Raw genomic sequence first — 21,826 nt, 5'->3', positions numbered from 1 at the left:
TTACCCCTTGTTTGCAGCCCGGAAGCCATTTTCCAGGTCGGCAATTAAATCTTCGCCATCTTCAATACCGGTGGAGATACGCAGTAGCGTTTCGGAGATCCCGGCGGCGGCACGCGCCTGCGGCGACATACCGGCATGCGTCATGGTGGCGGCGTGAGAGATCAAACTTTCCACTCCCCCTAAAGATTCCGCCAGCGTAAACAGCGACAGCCCGCCCAGAAAACGACGCAGCGTCTCCTCATCCCCATCCAGTTCAAAACTCAACATTGCGCCAAAGCCTTTTTGCTGGCGCGCGGCAATTTCATGCCCCTGATTTTCCGGCAGCGACGGGTGATACAGTTTTTTCACCAACGGCTGGGTTTGCAGATATTTCACAATCGCCTGCGCGTTGCGCTGCGCCAGCTCCATACGCGGCACCAGAGTTCGCAAACCGCGCAGCAGCAGATAGCTATCAAACGCCCCGCCGGTCACGCCAATATTATTCGCCCACCACGCCAGTTCAGTGACCATTTCCGGATCTTTAGCAATCACCACGCCGGCCACAACATCCGAATGACCATTGAGATATTTCGTGCATGAATGCAACACCAGATCGGCACCCAACGCCAGCGGATTTTGCAGCGCCGGGCTTAAAAACGTGTTATCAACGACGCTCACTGCGCCCGCCTCGCGCGCCAGCCGACAGATTTTCGCAATATCCACCACGCGTAACAATGGATTACTTGGACTTTCTACCAGTACCAGCTTCGGTTTTTCTTCCAGCGCCGCCTGTAAGGCGCGTTCATCGCCCTGATCGACAAACCGCACACGATAACAGCCGCGTGTCGCCAGACTGTCAAACAGACGATAACTGCCGCCGTAGCAATCATGCGGCGCGACCAGCAGATCGCCCGGCTTGAGGAAAACGGTGGTGACCAGATGAATCGCCGACATGCCGGTATTCGTCAATACCGCGCCCGCGCCGCCTTCCAGTTCCGCTAATGCGCGCTGAACCACATCACGCGTGGGATTACCGCGGCGGGAATAATCATGCGCGCGCGGCTCATTGAAACCGGTAAAGTTATAGGTACTGGAGAGGTGGATTGGCGGCACAACGCAGCCGTATTGCTCGTCGTCGTTTAATCCGCTACGCACTGCGATAGTGGCCTGTTTACGCGTCATATGAAGATATTCCTGGCTGAGTCGGTGAAAGTCAGGCCACAGATTAACCACTACCACAATAGACGTCAATACATCTGGACATCTAAACTTCTTTGCGTATAGATTGAGCAAACCGCAAATAGCCGTTAAAATTATATGCATTAGCGCACATCTGCGACCGCTAACTTCGTGTCAGGGCCGCGCCACTACGGTAAACTACGCGCGATTATGGTCCGGGCTCAGGTTCAGACCTCAATATTAATGACGAAGAGGATTAAGTATCTCATGGCTGAATGGAGCGGCGAATATATCAGCCCATACGCTGAGCACGGTAAGAAGAGTGAGCAAGTCAAAAAAATTACGGTTTCCATTCCTCTGAAGGTGTTAAAAATCCTCACCGATGAACGTACGCGTCGTCAGGTGAACAACCTGCGCCACGCCACCAACAGCGAGCTGTTGTGTGAAGCATTTCTGCACGCCTTTACCGGGCAACCCTTGCCGGATGATGCCGATCTGCGAAAAGAGCGCAGCGATGAAATCCCGGAAGCGGCAAAAGAGATCATGCGTGAGATGGGGATTGACCCGGAAACGTGGGAATACTGATAGCAAAGCATGCGGTCAGAACGCCTCTGGCCGCGCTTTTTTAACGATTCCCCCTGTACACAGCTATCTCCGACATTTTTCTAACCGTTCATCTTCCCGAATAGCCCTCAGTGGATAAATTTGTCAGACATGATAAGTTTCTCTTCGTTATTTTCCTGCAAAAAATTCCCGACATGCCATAACCGATATAATTTTATTATATTTAAACTTCCAATATTTATTTAATGTTTCACGTAGCAAAGCGTACATGAATAATAATACACCGCCATATATTTACTGAACAAATAGTATAACGATAAGTATTGTTAAAAAGACCATGGACACCTCATATTTGTGACCAACATCATTATTCCCCTCCGCGGATTGTTTTACTTTTTTAAATGTTTTTTCATCTCCGATAAATAAGAAGGTTAATATACATTCATTTTATCGATAATATCGAATGGGGAAATAAATATGTTATTTACAAGGAAAGTCTTACCTGTATTATGCTGCCTGTGTTTGAGCGGCAGCGTTTTGGCCTCAGGTGTTTTAGACCCAAACAGGCCAATGGTCGCATCAGCAGATGTCATTCCAGTCCATGAGGGGCCATTAGGTATGGTCGATGTCGCCCCCTACGGCGGCGTTTTCCCATTAACAGCAATCATTAATAAAGCCAATCATAATGTACAGAACGTGAAGGTTACCGTTTTAGGGAAAGGGGAAAAAGGTATCCCGATCAGTTATGATGTCGGCCCGCAGGCTATAAATACCCATGACGGCATACCTGTATTTGGCTTGTATCCAGATTATGTCAATAAAGTTAAAGTTGACTGGACTGAAGAAGGTAAAAAACAAACTTATACGTGGTCCATTTACGCCGCACCGGTATCATTACCCTCTACTACCGGGCAAACTGCCGTTCTTCCTACGGTAGAACCGGTTAAAGTCGATAGCTCGCTTAAAAATCGCTTATATCTTTTTAACCATATAACGGGGATGCCAAGAGCCGGCCACATTATGCATGTCGCAGGCGGCGCGGCGAACTGGGATTATACCGGTATCAACTGGATTAGCGATACGAATGGCGATGTTCGCGGCTATATGAATATTGATAAATTCCGTAACCAGGATGATATAACGCGCTTTGGTTCCATGATGAGCTTCCATCAGGTTAACGATGGCAATCTTATTTTTGGCCAGGGTCAACGTTACTTTAAATATGATTTCTTAGGCCGCGTTATTTCCGATAAACGACTGCCAAAAGGATTTATTGATTTTTCGCACGCCATTACCGAAACGCCGAAAGGCACCTACCTGCTGCGTGTCGCAAAAGAAAATTATCCATTAAATGGTAAATACACCATCAATACGGTGCGTGATCATATTCTTGAAGTTGACCAGAACGGCGATACCGTCGATTACTGGGATCTGCCAAAAATCCTCGACCCCTATCGTGACGACGTTATTCTGGCGATGGATCAGGGAGCGGTATGTTTGAGCGTCGATGCCGAACACTCCGGTCAGGTCATGACCAAAGAGCAGCTTGCAAAACAACCCTTCGGCGATATCGCGGGTTCCGGCCCGGGCCGCAACTGGGCGCATGTTAACTCCGTCAGCTACGATCCTCGCGACGACAGCATTATCATTAGCTCGCGCCACCAGTCTGCCATCATCAAAATTGGTCGCGATAAAAAAGTGAAATGGATACTTTCCGATCCATCCGGCTGGAAAGGCGAACTGGCGAAAAAAGTGCTGAAACCCGTAGACAGCAACGGTAAACCACTAACCTGCGAAGCGCACCACTGCGACGGTGGATTTGACTGGACATGGACACAACATACCGGTTGGTTAGTGCCATCCAAAAGCACCGGAGGTAAAACCGTCGTGACCGCCTTTGATAACGGCGATGCGCGCGGCATGGAACAACCGGCCATGCCATCAATGAAATATTCCCGCGGCGTGGAATATCAAATTGACGAAAAAAATATGACAGTTTCCCAAATGTGGGAATATGGTAAAGAGCGCGGTTTTGACTGGTACAGCGCCATTACTTCCGTCACGGAATATCGCCCGGAAACCAAAACGATGTTCATGTACTCGGCTACAGCGGGAATGAGCGGTACAAAACCGATCGTTTCCGTTCTGGATGAAGTCAAAGACGGTACTCAGGATGTGATGCTGGAGCTAAAAGTACACAGTAACCGTGCCGGTATGCTGGGTTATCGGGCGCTGATTATCGATCCAGAGCAGATGTTTAAAAAATAAAGCGTGATAGTAAAAGTAAAACAGGCGGAAGCTAACTTCCGCCTGAATGGTTAAAACGTATTGTAGTTATGACATTCGCCTTATTGCCCTCGAAGAGGAATGCAAAAATATCAATGAATTACCAATCCGGCACCGACCCGATAAACGCAGCGTCATTAGACAAACGCCACAACATACCGCGCCTTTGCTGGTGATATGTCATGAAAAATCTCTTTATCGCCTGGTTAAGTTTATTGCTATATGGCTGCACAACCTTTCCACAAGCCGTAAAACCTACGACAGGCGGACAGCCCTCCCCGACGGAAATCTATATCGTCAGTCATGGCTGGCACACGGGAATTATTGCGCCGGCCCATGATGTTAATACCGTTCTGCCACAGCTTAAAAAACGGTTCGCTCAGGAGACGCAGTGGTATGAAATCGGCTGGGGCGATAAGGGCTTTTATCAGTCACAAGAAATAACCACCGCGCTTACGCTCCAGGCCATGTTCTGGTCATCCGGCGCGGTTATGCACATCGTCGCCTTTTCCGGTAAACCAGAACGCTATTTCGCCGGTAGCGAGATAAAATCACTGCTCCTGCACACAAACCAGCGTAACAGTCTGATGCGTTATCTGGGCCGCAGCTTTGCGCGTGACGCAGAGGGTAATCTGATTCCGTTAAAACAAGGAATTTACGGCGATAGCCAGTTTTACGCCGCGAATGGCCGCTACGGCATACTCAATACCTGCAATAAATGGACAGCGAAGGGGCTGGAAAGCGCGGGACTGACTATAAATCCTTCGTTAAAACTCACGGCAGGAAGCGTAATGAAAGCGATTACGGATCACAGAATGTGTCTGAACAAATACTGTTATCCCTAGAAAACAAAAAAAGCGCCCTGCGGCGCTTTTTTTTCTGGCGGTAACTTAGTAACTTATTTGCTGCCAGGGATGCTGAAGCGCTTGTTGAAGCGCTCAACACGACCACCGGTATCAACAACACGCTGCTTACCAGTGAAGAACGGGTGGCATTTGCCGCACACGTCCAGGTTCAGGTCGTGACCCACGGTAGAGTGGGTTTTGATAACATTACCGCAAGAACAGGTTGCAGTAATTTCTACGTAATTCGGGTGAATACCTTTTTTCATGGGGAACCTCAGTGTAAGGCCGCGTCGCTCTTCCAGCCCTAACGCCAGACACCACGCGAAGTTAATAGTAAAGGGTTTGATGCTCACAACACGCACCAAAGGCGGCGAATCATACAGAATTTGACCACCGTATGCAAACTGATCCGCGCTCCCTTATCGTAATGTGTATACTACCCGACGAAATTTCAAGTCAGGAAGATGCTATGTCCGTCGCGCACGTTGCCTTGCCCGTTCCGCTTCCCCGAACCTTTGATTACCTGCTGCCGGAAGGCGGGGTCGCCAAAGCCGGGTGCCGCGTGCGCGTGCCATTCGGCAAGCAGCAAGAGCGCGTGGGCATTGTCGTCTCGGTTAGCGACCACAGCGAATTGCCGCTCGATGAATTAAAATCGGTCATTGAAATCCTGGATAACGAGCCAATCTTTTCTCCCTCCATCTGGCGCTTACTCCTCTGGGCGGCGGATTACTACCACCATCCCCTCGGCGACGTTCTGTTTCACGCTCTGCCGGTTTTATTGCGTCAGGGAAAACCAGCCAGCAACGCGCCCCTATGGTATTGGTTCGCCACCGAAGAGGGGCAAGCCGTCGATATCAACAGCCTGAAACGCTCCGCCAAACAACAACAGGCGCTGGCGGCGCTACGGCAAGGAAAGATCTGGCGCTATCAGGTAGCCGAGCTTGATTTTACTGACGCCACGCTGCAAACGCTGCGGCGTAAGGGACTTTGTGAGCTTGCCAGTGAAACGCCCGCGTTTACCGACTGGCGGGAGCGTTATGCCGTCGCAGGAGAGCGCCTGCGGCTGAATACCGAACAGGCGACAGCAGTCGGCGCGATTCACAGCACGTCGGACGGTTTCTCCGCCTGGTTGCTGGCAGGCGTAACCGGTTCCGGCAAGACCGAAGTGTATCTGAGCGTGCTGGAAAACGTCCTCGCCCAGGGCAAACAGGCGCTGGTGATGGTGCCGGAAATCGGCCTGACGCCGCAAACGATCGCCCGTTTTCGCGAACGTTTTAACGCGCCGGTGGAAGTGCTGCATTCCGGGCTAAACGACAGCGAGCGTCTTTCGGCATGGCTGAAAGCGAAAAACGGCGAAGCGGCGATTGTCATCGGCACGCGCTCCTCGCTGTTTACGCCGTTTAAAAATCTTGGCGTAATTGTCATCGACGAAGAGCACGACAGCTCTTATAAACAGCAGGAAGGGTGGCGCTACCATGCCCGCGATTTGGCTGTGTATCGCGCCCATAGCGAGCAGATCCCGATTATTCTCGGCTCCGCCACCCCAGCCCTGGAAACGCTATGCAACGTGCGGCAGAAAAAATACCGGATGCTGCGTCTGACGCGGCGCGCAGGCAACGCCCGCCCAGCCCTACAGCATGTGCTGGATTTAAAAGGCCAGCGTCTTCAGGCGGGACTGGCGCCCGCCCTTATCGCCCGTATGCGCCAACATCTCCAGGCCGACAATCAGGTAATTTTATTTCTTAACCGCCGGGGATTCGCGCCCGCGCTGCTTTGCCACGACTGCGGCTGGATTGCGGAGTGCCCGCGTTGCGATCACTACTACACGCTGCACCAGGCGCAGCATCATTTACGCTGTCATCACTGCGACAGCCAGCGTCCGGTGCCGCGTCAGTGCCCCTCCTGCGGCTCCACACATATGCTACCGGTTGGGTTAGGGACGGAACAGCTGGAGCAGGTGCTGGCGCCCTTCTTCCCCGGCGTGCCGATCTCACGAATCGACCGCGATACCACCAGTCGTAAAGGCGCGCTGGAGCAGCATCTGGCGGAAGTTCACCGCGGCGGAGCGCGCATTCTGATAGGCACACAAATGCTGGCGAAAGGCCATCACTTCCCGGACGTCACGCTGGTGGCGTTGTTGGACGTCGATGGCGCGCTTTTTTCCGCAGATTTTCGTTCGGCGGAACGCTTCGCCCAGCTCTACACTCAGGTTTCCGGTCGCGCCGGGCGCGCGGGCAAACAGGGCGAAGTGGTGCTCCAAACGCACCATCCTGAGCATCCCCTGCTGCAAACGTTACTGTATAAAGGCTATGATGCGTTTGCGGAGCAGGCGCTGGCGGAACGGCAAACGCTCCAGCTTCCGCCGTGGACCAGCCACGTCATTATTCGCGCAGAGGATCACAACAATCAGCAGGCGCCCGTCTTTCTCCAACAGTTGCGTAATCTGATTCAGGCCAGCCCGCTATCAGACGATAAGCTGTGGATCTTAGGTCCGGTTCCGGCCCTCGCGCCAAAACGCGGCGGCCGCTATCGCTGGCAAATTTTACTTCAGCATCCTTCACGGATTCGCCTGCAACACATCATCAGCGGCACGCTGGCGTTGATCAATACGCTCCCGGAAGCGCGGAAAGTTAAATGGGTTCTGGACGTCGATCCGATTGAAGGATAGTCCTCACGATGCGAGGCGGATCGTAAAATTAAAGATCCATCACACTTTTTATGAAAATTCTGTAACCGCTTCCACGCACTATCTGATAAAAATGTTTTCGATGAGTGTTACCAGGGATAGATCTGCGCCAGCAGTTCCCAGGCGAGGAGAAAGAGTGAAATCGAACAAGCAGGTTACTGCCGCTACGATGAAGGATGTTGCGTTGAAGGCGAAAGTCTCTACAGCAACCGTATCCCGCGCGTTAATGAACCCCGATAAAGTCTCCCAGTCGACCCGTAGCCGGGTTGAGCAGGCCGCGCTTGAAGTGGGTTATTTCCCGCAGTCGATGGGGCGAAATGTAAAACGCAATGAATCCCGTACGATTCTGGTGATTGTCCCGGATATTTGCGATCCCTTCTTCAGTGAAATTATCCGCGGTATCGAAGTGACCGCGGCAGAACAGGGGTATCTGGTGCTGATTGGCGATTGCGCCCATCAAAACCAGAAAGAAAAAACCTTTCTTAATCTCATCATCACCAAACAGATCGACGGCATGGTACTTCTCAGTTCCCGGCTGCCCTTTGACGCCAGCGTTGAGGAGCAGCGCAATTTGCCTCCGATGGTGATGTCGAATGAGTTTGCGCCGGAGCTTGAACTGCCGACGGTACATATCGATAACCTGACCGCCGCGTTCAACGCCATGAACTACCTGTTGGATTTGGGCCACAAGCGGATTGGTTGTATTGCGGGGCCGGAAGATATGCCGCTCTGTCACTATCGCTTACAAGGTTACGTACAGGCATTAAGACGCAGTGGCATTGTGGTCGATCCGCATTACATCGCCCGTGGCGACTTTACCTTTGAAGCCGGGGCAAACGCATTAAAGCAGTTGCTTGAGCAACCGTTGCCGCCTACCGCCGTCTTTTGTCATAGCGACGTAATGGCGCTGGGCGCCGTCTCCTGGGCCAAGCGCCAGGGTCTGAAAGTGCCTGACGATCTGTCGATTATCGGCTTTGACAATATCGCGCTGGCCGAGTTTTGCGACCCTCCGTTGACAACCGTGGCGCAGCCGCGTTTTGACATTGGTCGCGAGGCGATGCTGCTGTTGCTCGATCAGATGCAGGGGCAAAATGTGAGCAGCGGCTCGCGTTTAATGGATTGCGAGCTGATTATTCGCGGTTCTACGCGCGCTTTACCCTAAAGTAAATAGCTTTAAGACTCACCTGTCTGGTCAAAGGCCCGCCGCTTCAGTAACATGACGGGCTGACGAACGAATAAATACAGCGAAACGATAGTGGCACAACGAGATTATGTACGTCGCGGCCAACCGGCTCCTTCGCGGCGCAAAAAGAGCACCTCACGGAACTCACGGAAGAAGCAAAGCAACATGCCTGCCGTCTCGCCGGCAATGGTCGCGATTGCGGCAGCCGTCCTTGTGACCTTTATCGGCGGTCTGTACTTCATTACTCACCATAAGAAAGAAGAGTCCGAAACGCTACAAAACCAGAAAGTCACCGGCAATGGGCTTCCGCCAAAACCGGAAGAGCGCTGGCGTTACATCAAAGAGCTGGAAAGTCGCCAGCCGGGCGTGCGTACGCCAACGGAACCGTCCGCCGGCGGCGAAGTCATGAATCCGAATCAGCTCACCAGCGAACAGCGTCAACTCCTGGAGCAGATGCAGGCGGATATGCGTCAGCAGCCAACGCAACTTAACGAAGTGCCGTGGAACGAGCAGACGCCAGAACAACGCCAGCAAACGCTACAGCGCCAGCGTCAGGCGCAGCAGCAGCAGCAGCAGCAGCAGTGGGCTCAAACGCAGCCTGTTCAGCAACCACGTACGCAGCCGCGGGTAAACGAACAGCCGCAAACGCGCACGGTACAGTCCGCCCCGGCGCAACCCGCGCGCCAAAGTCAGCCGCCGAAGCAGACGGCCTCGCAGCAACCTTATCAGGATTTGCTGCAAACGCCGGCGCATACCAGCGCGGCAGCGCCAAAAGCCGCGCCCATTACGCGCGCGCCTGAAGCGCCGAAGGCGACAGCAGAGAAAAAAGATGAACGTCGCTGGATGGTGCAATGTGGTTCATTCAAAGGCGCTGAGCAGGCAGAAAGCGTCCGCGCTCAGCTGGCGTTTGAAGGCTTTGACTCCAAAATTACCACCAATAACGGCTGGAATCGCGTGGTTATCGGGCCGGTGAAAGGTAAAGAAAATGCCGACAGCACCATTAACCGTCTGAAGATGGCGGGCCATACAAACTGCATTCGACTCGCCACCGGGGGTTGAAACCCTCAAAATCTCCCCCATCTATACTTGCATTATGCCCCGTACGCCGTACGGGGCCGCAATTCAGCATTAGTAACCAAGGGGTCTGCTCGTGACAACAATAGTAAGCGTACGCCGTAACGGCCACGTGGTAATCGCCGGTGATGGTCAGGCCACACTGGGTAACACAGTAATGAAAGGCAACGTGAAGAAAGTCCGCCGCCTCTACAACGACAAGGTCATTGCGGGCTTTGCGGGCGGTACTGCGGATGCATTCACGCTGTTCGAGCTGTTTGAACGTAAACTGGAAATGCATCAGGGGCACCTGGTCAAAGCCGCCGTTGAACTGGCGAAAGACTGGCGTACCGACCGTATGCTACGCAAACTGGAAGCGTTGCTGGCCGTCGCGGATGAAACCGCCTCGCTCATCATCACGGGTAACGGCGATGTCGTGCAACCTGAAAACGATTTAATTGCTATCGGCTCCGGCGGTCCTTATGCCCAGGCTGCCGCTCGCGCTCTGTTGGAAAATACCGAGCTCGGCGCGCGCGAAATTGCTGAAAAGGCGTTGGATATTGCAGGCGATATCTGCATTTACACCAACCATTTCCACACCATTGAAGAATTGACCGCCAAAGCGTAAGGACCCCTCATGTCTGAAATGACCCCACGCGAAATTGTCAGCGAACTGAACAAACACATTATCGGCCAGGATAACGCAAAGCGTTCCGTGGCGATTGCATTGCGTAACCGCTGGCGTCGTATGCAGCTTGATGAAGAGCTGCGCCACGAAGTAACGCCGAAAAATATTCTGATGATTGGCCCGACCGGCGTCGGTAAAACCGAAATCGCCCGTCGTCTGGCAAAACTCGCCAACGCACCGTTCATTAAAGTCGAAGCCACCAAATTCACCGAAGTGGGCTACGTCGGGAAAGAAGTGGACTCTATCATCCGCGATCTGACCGATGCCGCTGTGAAAATGGTTCGCGTACAGGCTATCGAGAAAAACCGCTATCGTGCGGAAGAGTTGGCGGAAGAACGTATTCTCGACGTGCTGATCCCACCCGCAAAAAATAACTGGGGCCAGGCCGAACAGCAGCAGGAGCCTTCTGCCGCCCGTCAAACGTTCCGCAAAAAACTGCGCGAAGGCCAGCTCGACGATAAAGAGATCGAGATTAACCTCGCCGCCGCGCCGATGGGCGTAGAGATTATGGCGCCTCCGGGCATGGAAGAGATGACCAGCCAGTTGCAGTCTATGTTCCAGAACCTGGGCGGTCAGAAACAGAAACCGCGTAAGCTGAAAATTAAAGACGCGATGAAACTGTTGGTTGAAGAAGAGGCTGCTAAGCTGGTCAACCCGGAAGAGCTGAAACAGGACGCTATCGACGCGGTTGAACAGCACGGCATCGTGTTTATCGATGAAATTGACAAAATTTGTAAGCGTGGCGAAACCTCCGGCCCGGATGTTTCACGCGAAGGCGTACAGCGCGACTTACTGCCGCTGGTAGAAGGCTGCACGGTTTCGACCAAACACGGGATGGTCAAAACGGATCATATTCTGTTTATCGCCTCTGGCGCGTTCCAGGTGGCGAAGCCGTCTGATCTGATCCCGGAACTGCAGGGCCGCCTGCCGATTCGCGTTGAGCTTCAGGCGCTGACCACCAGCGATTTCGAACGCATTTTGACCGAGCCAAACGCGTCCGTCACCGTGCAGTATAAAGCGCTGATGGCAACTGAAGGCGTCAATATCGAGTTCACCGATTCCGGTATTAAACGTATTGCCGAAGCCGCCTGGCAGGTTAACGAAACCACCGAAAACATCGGCGCGCGCCGTCTGCATACCGTACTGGAGCGTCTGATGGAAGAGATTTCCTATAACGCCAGCGATCTGCACGGCCAAAACATCACAATTGATGCGGAATATGTGAGCAAACATCTGGATGCGCTGGTCGCAGATGAAGATCTAAGCCGTTTTATCTTATAATCGCGTCCAATGCATTTTCATCACTGTTGATGGGGCTGAAAAGCCCCATTTTTATTGGCGCTAAATATGACTGAACAACAACAAATTAGCCGCACCCAGGCCTGGCTGGAAAGCTTACGACCCAAAACCTTACCCCTCGCCTTCGCGGCGATTATCGTCGGTACGGCCCTGGCATGGTGGCAAGGCTATTTCGATCCTCTGGTCGCACTGCTGGCCCTTATCACCGCCGGGCTGTTGCAAATTTTATCCAACCTCGCCAACGATTATGGCGACGCTGTCAAAGGCAGCGATAAACCGGATCGCATCGGGCCGCTGCGGGGGATGCAAAAAGGCGTCATCACCCGACAGGAGATGAAGCGGGCGTTAATCATTACCGTCGTGCTGATCTGTATCTCCGGACTGGCGCTGGTGGCGGTCGCGTGCCATACGTTAACCGATTTTGTCGGCTTCCTGATTTTGGGCGGGCTGTCGATTATCGCCGCCATCACCTACACCGTGGGTAATCGGCCCTACGGCTATATCGGGCTGGGTGATATCTCTGTCCTGGTATTCTTTGGCTGGCTAAGTGTCATGGGGAGCTGGTATCTCCAGGCGCATACGCTGATTCCGGCGCTGATTCTCCCGGCCACCGCCTGCGGTTTACTGGCGACGGCGGTGCTGAATATTAATAACCTGCGCGATATTAATAGCGACAGAGAGAACGGCAAAAACACCCTTGTAGTACGACTGGGCGATGTCAACGCGCGTCGTTATCACGCCTGCCTGTTGCTAGGCGCGCTGCTCTGTCTGGCGCTGTTTAATCTGCTCTCGCTACACAGTCCGTGGGGATGGTTGTTTATTCTGGCCGCGCCCTTGCTCATTAAACAAGCGCGCTACGTAATGCGCGAAAGGGAGCCTGCGGCAATGCGCCCGATGCTTGAACGTACCGTTAAAGGCGCGTTGTTAACCAACCTGTTATTTGTGATTGGGATACTCTTAAGTCAGTGGGCCGTTTAACTGACAAATATCAATTAACAATTGATGATTTTGCCAACAGTATACTTAGCGCGATATACTAAAAATTCTCGCAGCAACTGAACGTTAAGCCTATGAAATACGATACTTCCGAGCTTTGTGACATCTATCAGGAAGATGTCAACGTCGTGGAACCGCTGTTCTCTAATTTTGGAGGGCGGTCGTCGTTTGGCGGACAAATCATCACGGTAAAATGTTTCGAGGACAACGGGTTGCTGTACGATCTGCTCGAACAAAATGGCCGTGGTCGGGTTCTGCTGGTCGATGGCGGCGGTTCTGTCCGTCGTGCATTAGTCGATGCGGAGCTGGCGCGTCTGGCCACGCAAAATGAATGGGAAGGGCTGGTTATCTATGGCGCGGTGCGTCAGGTGGACGATCTGGAAGAGCTGGATATCGGCATTCAGGCGATCGCCGCCATTCCGGTTGGCGCCGCAGGTGAAGGCATTGGGGAAAGCGATGTGCGCGTCAATTTCGGCGGCGTGACGTTCTTCTCCGGCGATCATCTCTATGCCGACAACACCGGGATTATCCTTTCCGAAGACCCGCTTGATATCGAGTGATCAAAAAAGGCGCCTTACGGCGCCTTTTTTATGCGTTGTCGCTGATTGCCGGATGGCAGCTTACGCCTTATCCGGCCCACCGGTGTCCGCATTCTAAATCCTCTATAGATTTCGCGTCAGGGCAAGGCGGCAAGTAAGTGAATCCCCAGGAGCATAGGCCACTATGTGACTGGGGTGAACGCACGCAGCCAACGCCGCCATAACGTGAAATATGACGAGGATTAGACTTCTTCCATACGACCAAGCAGCGCCTGCAAACGTTCCTGCCAGCCGCTCTGCTGTTCCTTCAGAGAATTATTTTCACGCTCGAGTTCTTCACGCTGATGCTGTGCAGACTGCACTTCCTGCGTCAGGCTGTTGTTTTTTTCTTTCAGCTCTTCAATTTCCATCTGTAACAGGGTGATGGTGTCAATCGCCTGCTGTACTTTTGCTTCCAGTTTCTCAAACACTTCTAAAGACATGATCTTACCTCTCCTGAATTGCAAGGCGACGCTTCACGTAAACGCGCACAATATATAGTGTCGATTGTATGAAGCCCCGCTCTCGCTGTCCAGCGACATACCGCGTAGATCGCGGTTTGCAGCAATTTTCATCCATCTCCTGGTAACATTCATTCAATAACTTAAAAGTGTTAACATATTGGTTAATGAAATGATTCAATTCACTCTCTTCTGCTGTCTCAAAATGCGCTTCATGGCGCGATAACGCTCATTTTATTGACGCAGTACACACATTTTGATTTCGATATTTCTCGTTTTTGCTCGTTAACGATAAATTAACAGTGTGCCTACAGGGCATCGTGGATGTCCATGACCTCCTCGCATACCAATAATCATTACATACTCTTCAGGATCCGATTATGAGTCAAACATCAACCTTAAAAGGCCAGTGCATTGCTGAATTCCTCGGTACCGGGTTGTTGATTTTTTTCGGTGTGGGTTGTGTCGCTGCGCTTAAAGTTGCCGGAGCTACTTTTGGACAGTGGGAAATCAGCGTCATCTGGGGTCTGGGGGTAGCGATGGCTATCTACCTGACGGCAGGTGTTTCTGGCGCACACCTGAACCCGGCAGTGACCATCGCACTCTGGCTATTTGCCTGTTTCGACAAACGTAAAGTTGTTCCTTTTATTATTTCTCAAGTTGCCGGCGCCTTTTGCGCAGCGGCGTTAGTTTACGGGCTTTATTACAATCTTTTTGTGGACTTCGAACAAACCCACCATATCGTCCGTGGCAGCGTTGAAAGTCTCGATCTCGCAGGCATTTTCTCAACTTACCCGAATCCTCATATCAATTTTGTGCAGGCCTTCGCGGTTGAAATGGTGATTACCGCTATTCTGATGGGGCTGATTCTGGCGCTGACCGACGACGGCAACGGCGTACCTCGCGGTCCGCTTGCGCCACTGCTCATTGGTTTACTGATCGCCGTTATCGGTGCCTCTATGGGGCCGTTGACCGGGTTTGCGATGAATCCGGCGCGTGACTTTGGCCCCAAAATGTTCGCCGGGCTTGCCGGCTGGGGTGAAATTGCGTTTACCGGCGGTAGAGACATTCCTTACTTCCTGGTGCCGCTGTTTGGCCCCATCGTCGGCGCCATTCTGGGCGCGTTTGCTTATCGCAAATTTATTGGCCGTCATTTGCCGTGCGATACCTGCGTCGTGGAAGAGAAGGACTCCACCGCGACCACACAACAAAATGCTTCGCTGTAATCTGATTACGGGACAAAATTATGACTGAAAAAAAATATATCGTTGCGCTCGACCAGGGTACCACCAGCTCCCGCGCGGTCGTTATGGATCATGACGCGAATATCGTCAGCGTATCACAGCGTGAATTTGAGCAAATTTATCCTAAGCCAGGCTGGGTAGAACACGACCCGATGGAAATTTGGGCGTCCCAAAGCTCAACGCTGGTAGAAGTGCTGGCTAAGGCCGATATCAGTTCCGATCAGATTGCCGCTATCGGTATCACCAACCAACGTGAAACCGCGATCGTCTGGGAACGTGAAACCGGCAAACCGATATACAACGCTATTGTCTGGCAGTGCCGTCGTACCGCCGATATTTGCGAACAGCTTAAACGCGACGGCCTGGAAGATTACATCCGCGACAATACCGGTCTGGTCGTCGACCCGTACTTCTCTGGCACTAAAGTGAAATGGATCCTTGACCATGTGGAAGGTTCGCGCGAACGCGCGAAGCGTGGCGAGCTGCTGTTCGGTACGGTGGATACCTGGCTTATCTGGAAGATGACGCAGGGCCGCGTCCACGTTACGGATTACACCAACGCCTCACGAACCATGCTGTTCAACATCCATGATTTGGACTGGGACGATAAAATGCTGGACGTGCTGGATATCCCACGCGCGATGCTGCCCCAGGTACGTAAGTCCTCCGAAGTCTACGGCCAGACCAATATTGGCGGTAAAGGCGGTACACGTATTCCTATCGCCGGGATTGCCGGGGATCAGCAGGCCGCGCTATTCGGCCAACTGTGCGTAAAGGAAGGAATGGCAAAGAACACCTACGGCACCGGCTGCTTTATGCTGATGAACACCGGCGAGAAAGCGGTAAAATCGGAAAACGGCCTGCTGACCACCATCGCCTGCGGCCCAAGCGGCGAAGTCAACTATGCGCTGGAAGGCGCGGTGTTTATGGCGGGAGCGTCCATTCAATGGCTGCGTGATGAAATGAAGCTCATCAGCGACGCGTTCGACTCCGAATATTTCGCCACGAAAGTGAAAGATACCAACGGTGTCTACGTGGTTCCGGCCTTCACCGGTCTGGGCGCGCCGTACTGGGACCCGTATGCCCGCGGCGCCATTTTTGGCCTGACCCGCGGCGTGAACTCTAATCACATTATCCGCGCGACGCTCGAATCCATCGCTTACCAGACCCGCGACGTACTGGAAGCAATGCAGGCCGACTCCGGTATCCGCCTGCACGCTCTGCGTGTGGACGGCGGCGCAGTGGCCAACAACTTCCTGATGCAGTTCCAGTCAGATATTCTCGGCACGCGGGTGGAACGCCCGGAAGTGCGCGAAGTGACCGCGCTGGGCGCCGCCTATCTGGCTGGCCTGGCCGTCGGTTACTGGCAGAACCTGGACGAGCTGCAGGAAAAAGCCGTCATTGAGCGAGAATTCCGCCCCGGCATTGAAACCACCGAGCGTAACTACCGTTACAGCGGCTGGAAGAAAGCGGTTAAACGCGCAATGGCGTGGGAAGAGCACGACAAGTAAGGTCGCCATCCGGCAAAATCTTTGTGCGGAGGCAACTCCGCACACACATCAATTATTCCCTCCTTCCCCTGTGCTACACTGCGCGCCACTCCTTTTTGCTACGAGTTTGTTATGAGACGAGAACTTGCCATCGAATTTTCCCGTGTGACCGAAGCGGCGGCGCTGGCTGGCTACAAATGGCTGGGACGCGGCGATAAAAATACCGCGGACGGCGCGGCGGTCAACGCCATGCGTATCATGCTCAACCAGGTCAACATTGACGGCACCATCGTGATTGGCGAAGGCGAAATCGACGAAGCCCCGATGCTCTATATCGGCGAAAAAGTCGGTACCGGCCACGGCGATGCGGTAGATATCGCCGTCGATCCGATTGAGGGCACGCGCATGACGGCGATGGGTCAGGCGAACGCGCTGGCGGTGCTGGCGGTCGGCGATAAAGGCTGTTTCCTGAATGCGCCCGATATGTATATGGAAAAACTGATTGTCGGTCCGGGCGCCAAAGGGGCGATCGATCTCAATCTGCCGCTGGCGGATAATTTGCACAACATCGCGGATGCGCTGGGTAAACCGCTTGGCGATCTGACCGTGACCATTCTGGCAAAACCGCGTCATGACGAGGTCATCGCAGAGATGGCCAAACTGGGCGTACGCGTGTTTGCCATTCCTGACGGCGACGTCGCGGCCTCAATTCTGACCTGTATGCCGGATAGCGAAGTCGACGTGCTGTACGGGATTGGCGGCGCGCCAGAAGGCGTGGTATCCGCAGCGGTGATCCGCGCGCTGGACGGCGATATGCAGGGACGTCTGCTGGCGCGCCATGACGTGAAAGGCGACAGCGAAGAAAACCGCCGCATTGGCGAACAGGAACTGGCGCGCTGCAAAGCAATGGGCATTGAAGCGGGCAAGGCGTTATGCCTGGGCGACATGGCGCGTAGCGATAACGTTATTTTCTCCGCGACCGGCATCACGAAAGGCGATCTGCTGGAAGGAATTAGCCGAAAAGGCCATATCGCCACGACGGAAACGCTGCTGATCCGCGGCAAATCACGCACCATCCGCCGCATTCAGTCTATCCACTATCTTGATCGTAAAGATCCGGATGTACAGGCGCATATCCTCTAGCGCATTTGTTAGTTAGAGCCTTCCAGCCTCGCGGGGCTGGAAATCTTTCTCCTGACGAACGAAGATAAGGTTAGCGATTCAGAACAGGAGAAAACCATGGCCGATTGGGTAACAGGTAAAGTCACTAAGGTGCAAAACTGGACTGACGCACTGTTCAGCCTGACCGTTCACGCCCCCATTAATCCTTTTACTGCAGGCCAATTTACCAAACTCGGACTGGAGATCGATGGCGAGCGCGTTCAGCGCGCGTATTCCTATGTCAATGCGCCTGACAATCCGAATTTAGAGTTTTATCTGGTGACGGTGCCGCAAGGAAAGCTCAGCCCGCGGCTGGCGGCGCTAAAACCTGGCGATGAGGTGCAAGTGGTCAGCGACGCGTCGGGTTTCTTTGTACTGGATGAAGTGCCTGACTGCGAGACGCTATGGATGCTGGCAACCGGAACCGCTATTGGCCCGTATTTGTCTATTCTGCAATATGGCCAGGATGTCGCGCGCTTTAAAAATCTGGTCTTAGTCCACGCCGCACGCTTCGCCGCCGATTTAAGCTATCTGCCGCTAATGCTGGAACTGCAACAGCGTTATGAAGGCAAGCTGCGCATCCAAACGGTGGTCAGCCGGGAGAGCGTGCCAGGCTCGCTTACCGGACGCGTGCCAGCGCTCATTGAAAACGGCGAGCTGGAAAAAGCCGTTGGATTGCCGATGGATAAAGAGACCAGCCACGTTATGCTGTGCGGGAACCCGCAGATGGTGCGCGATACGCAGCAACTGCTGAAAGAGACCCGACAGATGACTAAACATCTGCGCCGCCGACCGGGGCATATGACGGCTGAACATTACTGGTGATGTTTTACCGAATGGCGGCTGGGGCTTATCCGGCCTGCAAATCATCACCAATCTGTAGGCCCGGTAAGCGTCAGCGCCACCGGGCAAATTACGGTTTACCGCCCGTTTACGGTTCTGCTTTAAACTTCACGTCCTGTGTCGCTTTCCCAAACTTATTTTCCCCCTGAACACCGACAAACGCGCCCAGATCGATAAGCATCATCACCAGGATCAGCGTCGGAATAAATCGCCCGACGACCCACTGCCACATCCCCGGCAGCATCACCCAGTTTCCGGCCAGCAGCATCCACGCCAGAATCATCAGCAACGCCCACGCGCCGGAGCGCCCCCGGTCATGCAGACGTTTGACCATGACGGCGGCGGTCGGCCACAGCAGGCACACCAGGCAAAATGCCGCCGTTTGGATATCAAGCAGGTTTTTCCCCGCCAGCGAAAATAGCGCCAGCATCCCGGCAAACCAGAGGCCGATCCAAATCCAGAAATCACGGCGTCCGATACGCCCTTTAAATGAGAATAACCATTGCTGTATGGTCATGTAAGTTCCTTATATTTTGCCTTCCGCTACAGTTTACCCTTTTGACAAGCCCGACAGTTATCGTTTTAATCGTGAGCAGTCCTAACGAAAGGTAAGATTGATGAAGCCAGGATGTACTCTGTTTTTACTGTTGTTTTCTGCTCTCACCGCCAGCATAACGGCGCACGCGCAGCTCTCTTCATCGACCACGACAGCGCCCTATCTGCTGGCGGGCTCGCCAACCTTTGATCTTTCTATTAGCCAGTTTCGTGAGAACTTTAACCGCCAGAATCCCGATCTGCCGCTCAATGAATTTCGCGCCATTGAGAATAGCCGCGATAAGGCGAATCTGACCCGCGCCGCCAGTAAGATTAACGAAAATCTGTATGCCTCCACGGCGCTGGAGCGCGGTACGCTCAAAGTGAAAAGTATGCAGATTACCTGGCTGCCCATTCAGGGGCCGGAACAGAAAGCGGCGAAAGCGAAAGCGCTGGAATATATGGCCGCCATTATTCGCACTGTCGCCCCGTTACTGACAAAAGAGCAAAGCCAGAAAAAACTGCAAAAGATGCTTATCGCCGGTAAAGGTAAACACTATTACGCCGAGACCGAAGGCGCGGTACGTTATGTTGTCGCAGATAACGGCGAAAAGGGGCTGACCTTCGCGGTTGAACCGATTAAGCTGACGTTATCTGAAAATCTGGAAGGGGCGAATTGATGACAAAAAGCAAAGCCTTTCCGGGGATGAATCTCTATACTGTTTCACAGACCATGCTGCTCTGACGAGCGGCCATCTTCCTTAATTCGCTGACTAAGCGTGGAGAAATGAAATGCGACATCCTTTAGTGATGGGTAACTGGAAACTGAACGGCAGCCGCCACATGGTAAACGAACTGGTGGCTAACCTGCGTAAAGAACTGACGGGCGTAGCAGGCTGCGACGTGGCAATCGCTCCGCCGGAAATGTATATCGATCTGGCGAAACGCGCTGCTGCCGGCAGCCACATCATGCTGGGCGCGCAGAACGTTGATCTGAATCTGTCTGGCGCATTCACCGGTGAAACTTCGGCTGAAATGCTGAAGGATATCGGCGCGCAGTACATTATTATCGGCCACTCCGAGCGTCGTACTTATCACAAAGAATCTGACGAGCTGATCGCCAAAAAATTCGCCGTACTGAAAGAACAAGGTCTGACGCCGGTACTGTGCATCGGTGAAACCGAAGCGGAAAACGAAGCGGGCAAAACAGAAGAAGTATGCGCACGCCAGATCGACGCGGTACTGAAAACGCAGGGCGCGGCAGCCTTTGAAGGCGCGGTTATCGCTTACGAACCCGTATGGGCGATCGGTACCGGTAAATCTGCAACTCCTGCGCAGGCGCAGGCAGTGCACAAATTCATCCGTGACCACATTGCTAAAGCTGACGCGAAAATCGCTGAACAGGTTATTATCCAGTACGGCGGTTCTGTTAATGCCTCCAACGCCGCCGAACTGTTCGCGCAGCCGGACATCGACGGCGCACTGGTAGGCGGCGCTTCTCTGAAAGCTGACGCCTTCGCGGTGATCGTGAAAGCAGCAGAAGCTGCTAAACAGGCTTAATTGCCAATCAATGTCTGATGGCGCTGCGCTTATCAGGCCTACCAGCCGAGTGCTTATGTAGGCCTGATAAGGTAAAGCCGCCATCCGGCATTTATGCTGTGGAGGGTAAGAAAGTAGTATCCCCGGCAACCTTAAACATCGCCCTCCAGCTCCGCGTATTCTCAACCAGCCGATCATCACGAAATAACGCACTACCAGAAACAACACGATCGATGCCCTGTGCAATCAGCGAAGGCAACTGATCCTGCGTTAACGACCCATCAATAACGATAATTTTACCTTCGCGTTTATCACCAAGTAGACAGAGAAGCTGCGCCACGCGCTCGTGCAAATCACTGGAGCGCATTTTACTGCCGTATCCAGGGTTTACTGCCAGTAGTTGAATAACCTCAACGTCGCTCAGAATGGGGATAATGACATCCAGAGGCGTTGCCGGGCATAAACTAATCCCCCGGATCACCGGCATTTCACCGCCAATAACGGGCACGGTCTGCTGACCAAGCCAGCTTAGCGTATGATGCAGATGAATATCGCCTTCAGCCTGAAGCGTGATGCAGTGTGCGCCCGCCTTCACGCAGGCTTGCGCCGCCGTCCATTGATCCGCTACCATCAAATGAACATCTTTGATAAAGGTTTGCGGCAGTTGCCCAACTGCCCATGGCCCAACGGTAAACTGCGGGCAAAATTGACCATCCATCAAATCCAAATGCAACAGCGGCTGGTTTAGCGCTTCCAACTGTTGCAGATAGCGATGCAACGCAATCCACTGCCCTGCCAGAATACCCACACTAAGCGGATATGACGCTAACAATGCCACACATGCTTCGCGCGTTAATCCGGCAAACTGGCTGTTCATGAGCGCTCCTTAAGGCATCAAACCCATAAAAACTTTTTTTGTCCGCGGACCGGTCATCAACGGTTCAAGCTGCTCCACGCAAGTTTTGTAGTGTGGCGTTGTCTTGTGAAAAGCGACGGCCTGTTCATCAACGTAGGCTTCATAAATATAAAATCGCGTAAGCACCTGCGGATCCTGCAGAACATCAAAACGCAAGTTACCCGGCTCTTTAATTGAGCCCAGATGATTCTGCCGAAAAACATCGATAAATTGTTCAACCTTGTCATCATGAACGTTAATTTCAACCAGCGTAACGTGCATCATTAACCCCCTGATTATTCCAAATAAAATAACAGTCATCC

At 53.1% G+C, this 21,826-nt stretch carries 22 protein-coding genes; 16 read left to right on the top strand and 6 right to left on the bottom strand.

From position 1 onward, the window contains the following. Entirely contained in the window at positions 1-1,161 is a 1,161-nt protein-coding gene (gene metB / locus ACLJTG_RS20490) for a cystathionine gamma-synthase (protein ID WP_000197213.1), read from the bottom strand. Positions 1,162-1,425: 264 nt separating this feature from the next. Between metB and metJ the strand changes: the two genes are divergently transcribed. From metJ to ACLJTG_RS20475, 3 genes are all read left to right on the top strand, one after another. Continuing rightward, positions 1,426-1,743: a met regulon transcriptional regulator MetJ gene (metJ, locus tag ACLJTG_RS20485; RefSeq protein WP_000852811.1), complete on the top strand. Its 318-nt coding sequence runs from the start codon at positions 1,426-1,428 to the stop codon at positions 1,741-1,743. Positions 1,744-2,199: 456 nt separating this feature from the next. Beyond that, positions 2,200-3,990, top strand: coding sequence for an aryl-sulfate sulfotransferase (locus tag ACLJTG_RS20480; protein WP_000899644.1), 1,791 nt, complete (start codon positions 2,200-2,202; stop codon positions 3,988-3,990). Positions 3,991-4,190: 200 nt separating this feature from the next. Continuing rightward, complete coding sequence (locus tag ACLJTG_RS20475; protein ID WP_000792795.1) at positions 4,191-4,853, top strand: TIGR02117 family protein; 663 nt, start codon at positions 4,191-4,193, stop codon at positions 4,851-4,853. Between the two features lie 53 nt (positions 4,854-4,906). On the opposite strand, the gene rpmE is transcribed toward ACLJTG_RS20475, so the two are convergent. After that, on the bottom strand, positions 4,907-5,119 hold the full coding sequence (gene rpmE / locus ACLJTG_RS20470) for a 50S ribosomal protein L31 (RefSeq protein WP_000715284.1): 213 nt from the start codon (positions 5,117-5,119) through the stop codon (positions 4,907-4,909). 203 nt (positions 5,120-5,322) lie between these two features. On the opposite strand from rpmE, the gene priA reads away from it, so the two are divergent. From priA to rraA, 7 genes are all read left to right on the top strand, one after another. Next, positions 5,323-7,521 (top strand): primosomal protein N', encoded by a 2,199-nt coding sequence (priA, locus tag ACLJTG_RS20465; protein WP_079951461.1) that lies wholly within the window; start codon positions 5,323-5,325, stop codon positions 7,519-7,521. A 154-nt stretch (positions 7,522-7,675) separates the two neighbouring features. Beyond that, on the top strand, positions 7,676-8,701 hold the full coding sequence (gene cytR / locus ACLJTG_RS20460) for a DNA-binding transcriptional regulator CytR (protein ID WP_000841338.1): 1,026 nt from the start codon (positions 7,676-7,678) through the stop codon (positions 8,699-8,701). Between the two features lie 93 nt (positions 8,702-8,794). Continuing rightward, positions 8,795-9,781, top strand: a complete 987-nt coding sequence (gene ftsN, locus ACLJTG_RS20455) for a cell division protein FtsN (protein ID WP_000068802.1) — start codon at positions 8,795-8,797, stop codon at positions 9,779-9,781. A 91-nt stretch (positions 9,782-9,872) separates the two neighbouring features. Beyond that, entirely contained in the window at positions 9,873-10,403 is a 531-nt protein-coding gene (gene hslV, locus ACLJTG_RS20450; RefSeq protein WP_000208240.1) for an ATP-dependent protease subunit HslV, read from the top strand. Positions 10,404-10,412: 9 nt separating this feature from the next. After that, positions 10,413-11,744, top strand: a complete 1,332-nt coding sequence (hslU, locus tag ACLJTG_RS20445; RefSeq protein WP_001293360.1) for an HslU--HslV peptidase ATPase subunit — start codon at positions 10,413-10,415, stop codon at positions 11,742-11,744. 66 nt (positions 11,745-11,810) lie between these two features. Further along, the gene (gene menA / locus ACLJTG_RS20440) at positions 11,811-12,740 is read left to right on the top strand and encodes a 1,4-dihydroxy-2-naphthoate polyprenyltransferase (protein WP_000139639.1); all 930 of its coding nucleotides are present in this window, start codon (positions 11,811-11,813) and stop codon (positions 12,738-12,740) included. Between the two features lie 92 nt (positions 12,741-12,832). Next, on the top strand, positions 12,833-13,318 hold the full coding sequence (gene rraA, locus ACLJTG_RS20435; protein ID WP_000872918.1) for a ribonuclease E activity regulator RraA: 486 nt from the start codon (positions 12,833-12,835) through the stop codon (positions 13,316-13,318). Between the two features lie 221 nt (positions 13,319-13,539). Here rraA and zapB read toward each other — a convergent pair whose 3' ends face one another. Further along, on the bottom strand, positions 13,540-13,779 hold the full coding sequence (zapB, locus tag ACLJTG_RS20430; RefSeq protein ID WP_000051370.1) for a septal ring assembly protein ZapB: 240 nt from the start codon (positions 13,777-13,779) through the stop codon (positions 13,540-13,542). Between the two features lie 398 nt (positions 13,780-14,177). Here zapB and ACLJTG_RS20425 point away from each other — a divergent pair, with 398 nt between their 5' ends. The 4 genes from ACLJTG_RS20425 (at position 14,178) to fpr (ending at position 18,517) form a co-directional block, all read left to right on the top strand. Further along, positions 14,178-15,023 (top strand): MIP/aquaporin family protein, encoded by an 846-nt coding sequence (locus ACLJTG_RS20425; protein ID WP_000084285.1) that lies wholly within the window; start codon positions 14,178-14,180, stop codon positions 15,021-15,023. A gap of 20 nt (positions 15,024-15,043) precedes the next feature. Continuing rightward, positions 15,044-16,552 carry a glycerol kinase GlpK gene (gene glpK, locus ACLJTG_RS20420; protein WP_000136809.1) on the top strand — a complete coding sequence of 503 codons (1,509 nt, stop codon included), beginning with the start codon at positions 15,044-15,046 and terminating at the stop codon, positions 16,550-16,552. A gap of 111 nt (positions 16,553-16,663) precedes the next feature. Next, positions 16,664-17,674 (top strand): class II fructose-bisphosphatase, encoded by a 1,011-nt coding sequence (gene glpX, locus ACLJTG_RS20415; protein ID WP_001250617.1) that lies wholly within the window; start codon positions 16,664-16,666, stop codon positions 17,672-17,674. A 96-nt stretch (positions 17,675-17,770) separates the two neighbouring features. Further along, the gene (fpr, locus tag ACLJTG_RS20410; protein WP_000796303.1) at positions 17,771-18,517 is read left to right on the top strand and encodes a ferredoxin--NADP(+) reductase; all 747 of its coding nucleotides are present in this window, start codon (positions 17,771-17,773) and stop codon (positions 18,515-18,517) included. A 106-nt stretch (positions 18,518-18,623) separates the two neighbouring features. On the opposite strand, the gene ACLJTG_RS20405 is transcribed toward fpr, so the two are convergent. Further along, a complete protein-coding gene (locus ACLJTG_RS20405) occupies positions 18,624-19,052 on the bottom strand; it encodes a DUF805 domain-containing protein (RefSeq protein ID WP_000155237.1) in 429 nt (142 codons plus the stop codon). A gap of 100 nt (positions 19,053-19,152) precedes the next feature. Here ACLJTG_RS20405 and ACLJTG_RS20400 point away from each other — a divergent pair, with 100 nt between their 5' ends. Together ACLJTG_RS20400 and tpiA are read left to right on the top strand one after the other, a co-directional pair. Further along, on the top strand, positions 19,153-19,749 hold the full coding sequence (locus ACLJTG_RS20400; protein WP_000802242.1) for a YiiQ family protein: 597 nt from the start codon (positions 19,153-19,155) through the stop codon (positions 19,747-19,749). A gap of 112 nt (positions 19,750-19,861) precedes the next feature. Next, positions 19,862-20,629: a triose-phosphate isomerase gene (tpiA, locus tag ACLJTG_RS20395; RefSeq protein WP_001216339.1), complete on the top strand. Its 768-nt coding sequence runs from the start codon at positions 19,862-19,864 to the stop codon at positions 20,627-20,629. A 91-nt stretch (positions 20,630-20,720) separates the two neighbouring features. On the opposite strand, the gene ACLJTG_RS20390 is transcribed toward tpiA, so the two are convergent. Both ACLJTG_RS20390 and lsrG read right to left on the bottom strand, forming a co-directional pair. Then, on the bottom strand, positions 20,721-21,485 hold the full coding sequence (locus tag ACLJTG_RS20390) for an epimerase (RefSeq protein WP_001088049.1): 765 nt from the start codon (positions 21,483-21,485) through the stop codon (positions 20,721-20,723). A 9-nt stretch (positions 21,486-21,494) separates the two neighbouring features. Then, entirely contained in the window at positions 21,495-21,785 is a 291-nt protein-coding gene (gene lsrG, locus ACLJTG_RS20385) for a (4S)-4-hydroxy-5-phosphonooxypentane-2,3-dione isomerase (protein ID WP_001738619.1), read from the bottom strand. Between the last annotated feature and the right edge of the window lie 41 nt (positions 21,786-21,826).

The organism is Salmonella sp. SAL00672 (assembly GCF_046552175.1).
GTDB lineage: Bacteria > Pseudomonadota > Gammaproteobacteria > Enterobacterales > Enterobacteriaceae > Salmonella > Salmonella enterica.
Note: the sequence above shows the minus strand (reverse complement) of the source record. Positions and strands in the feature narration are given on the sequence as shown.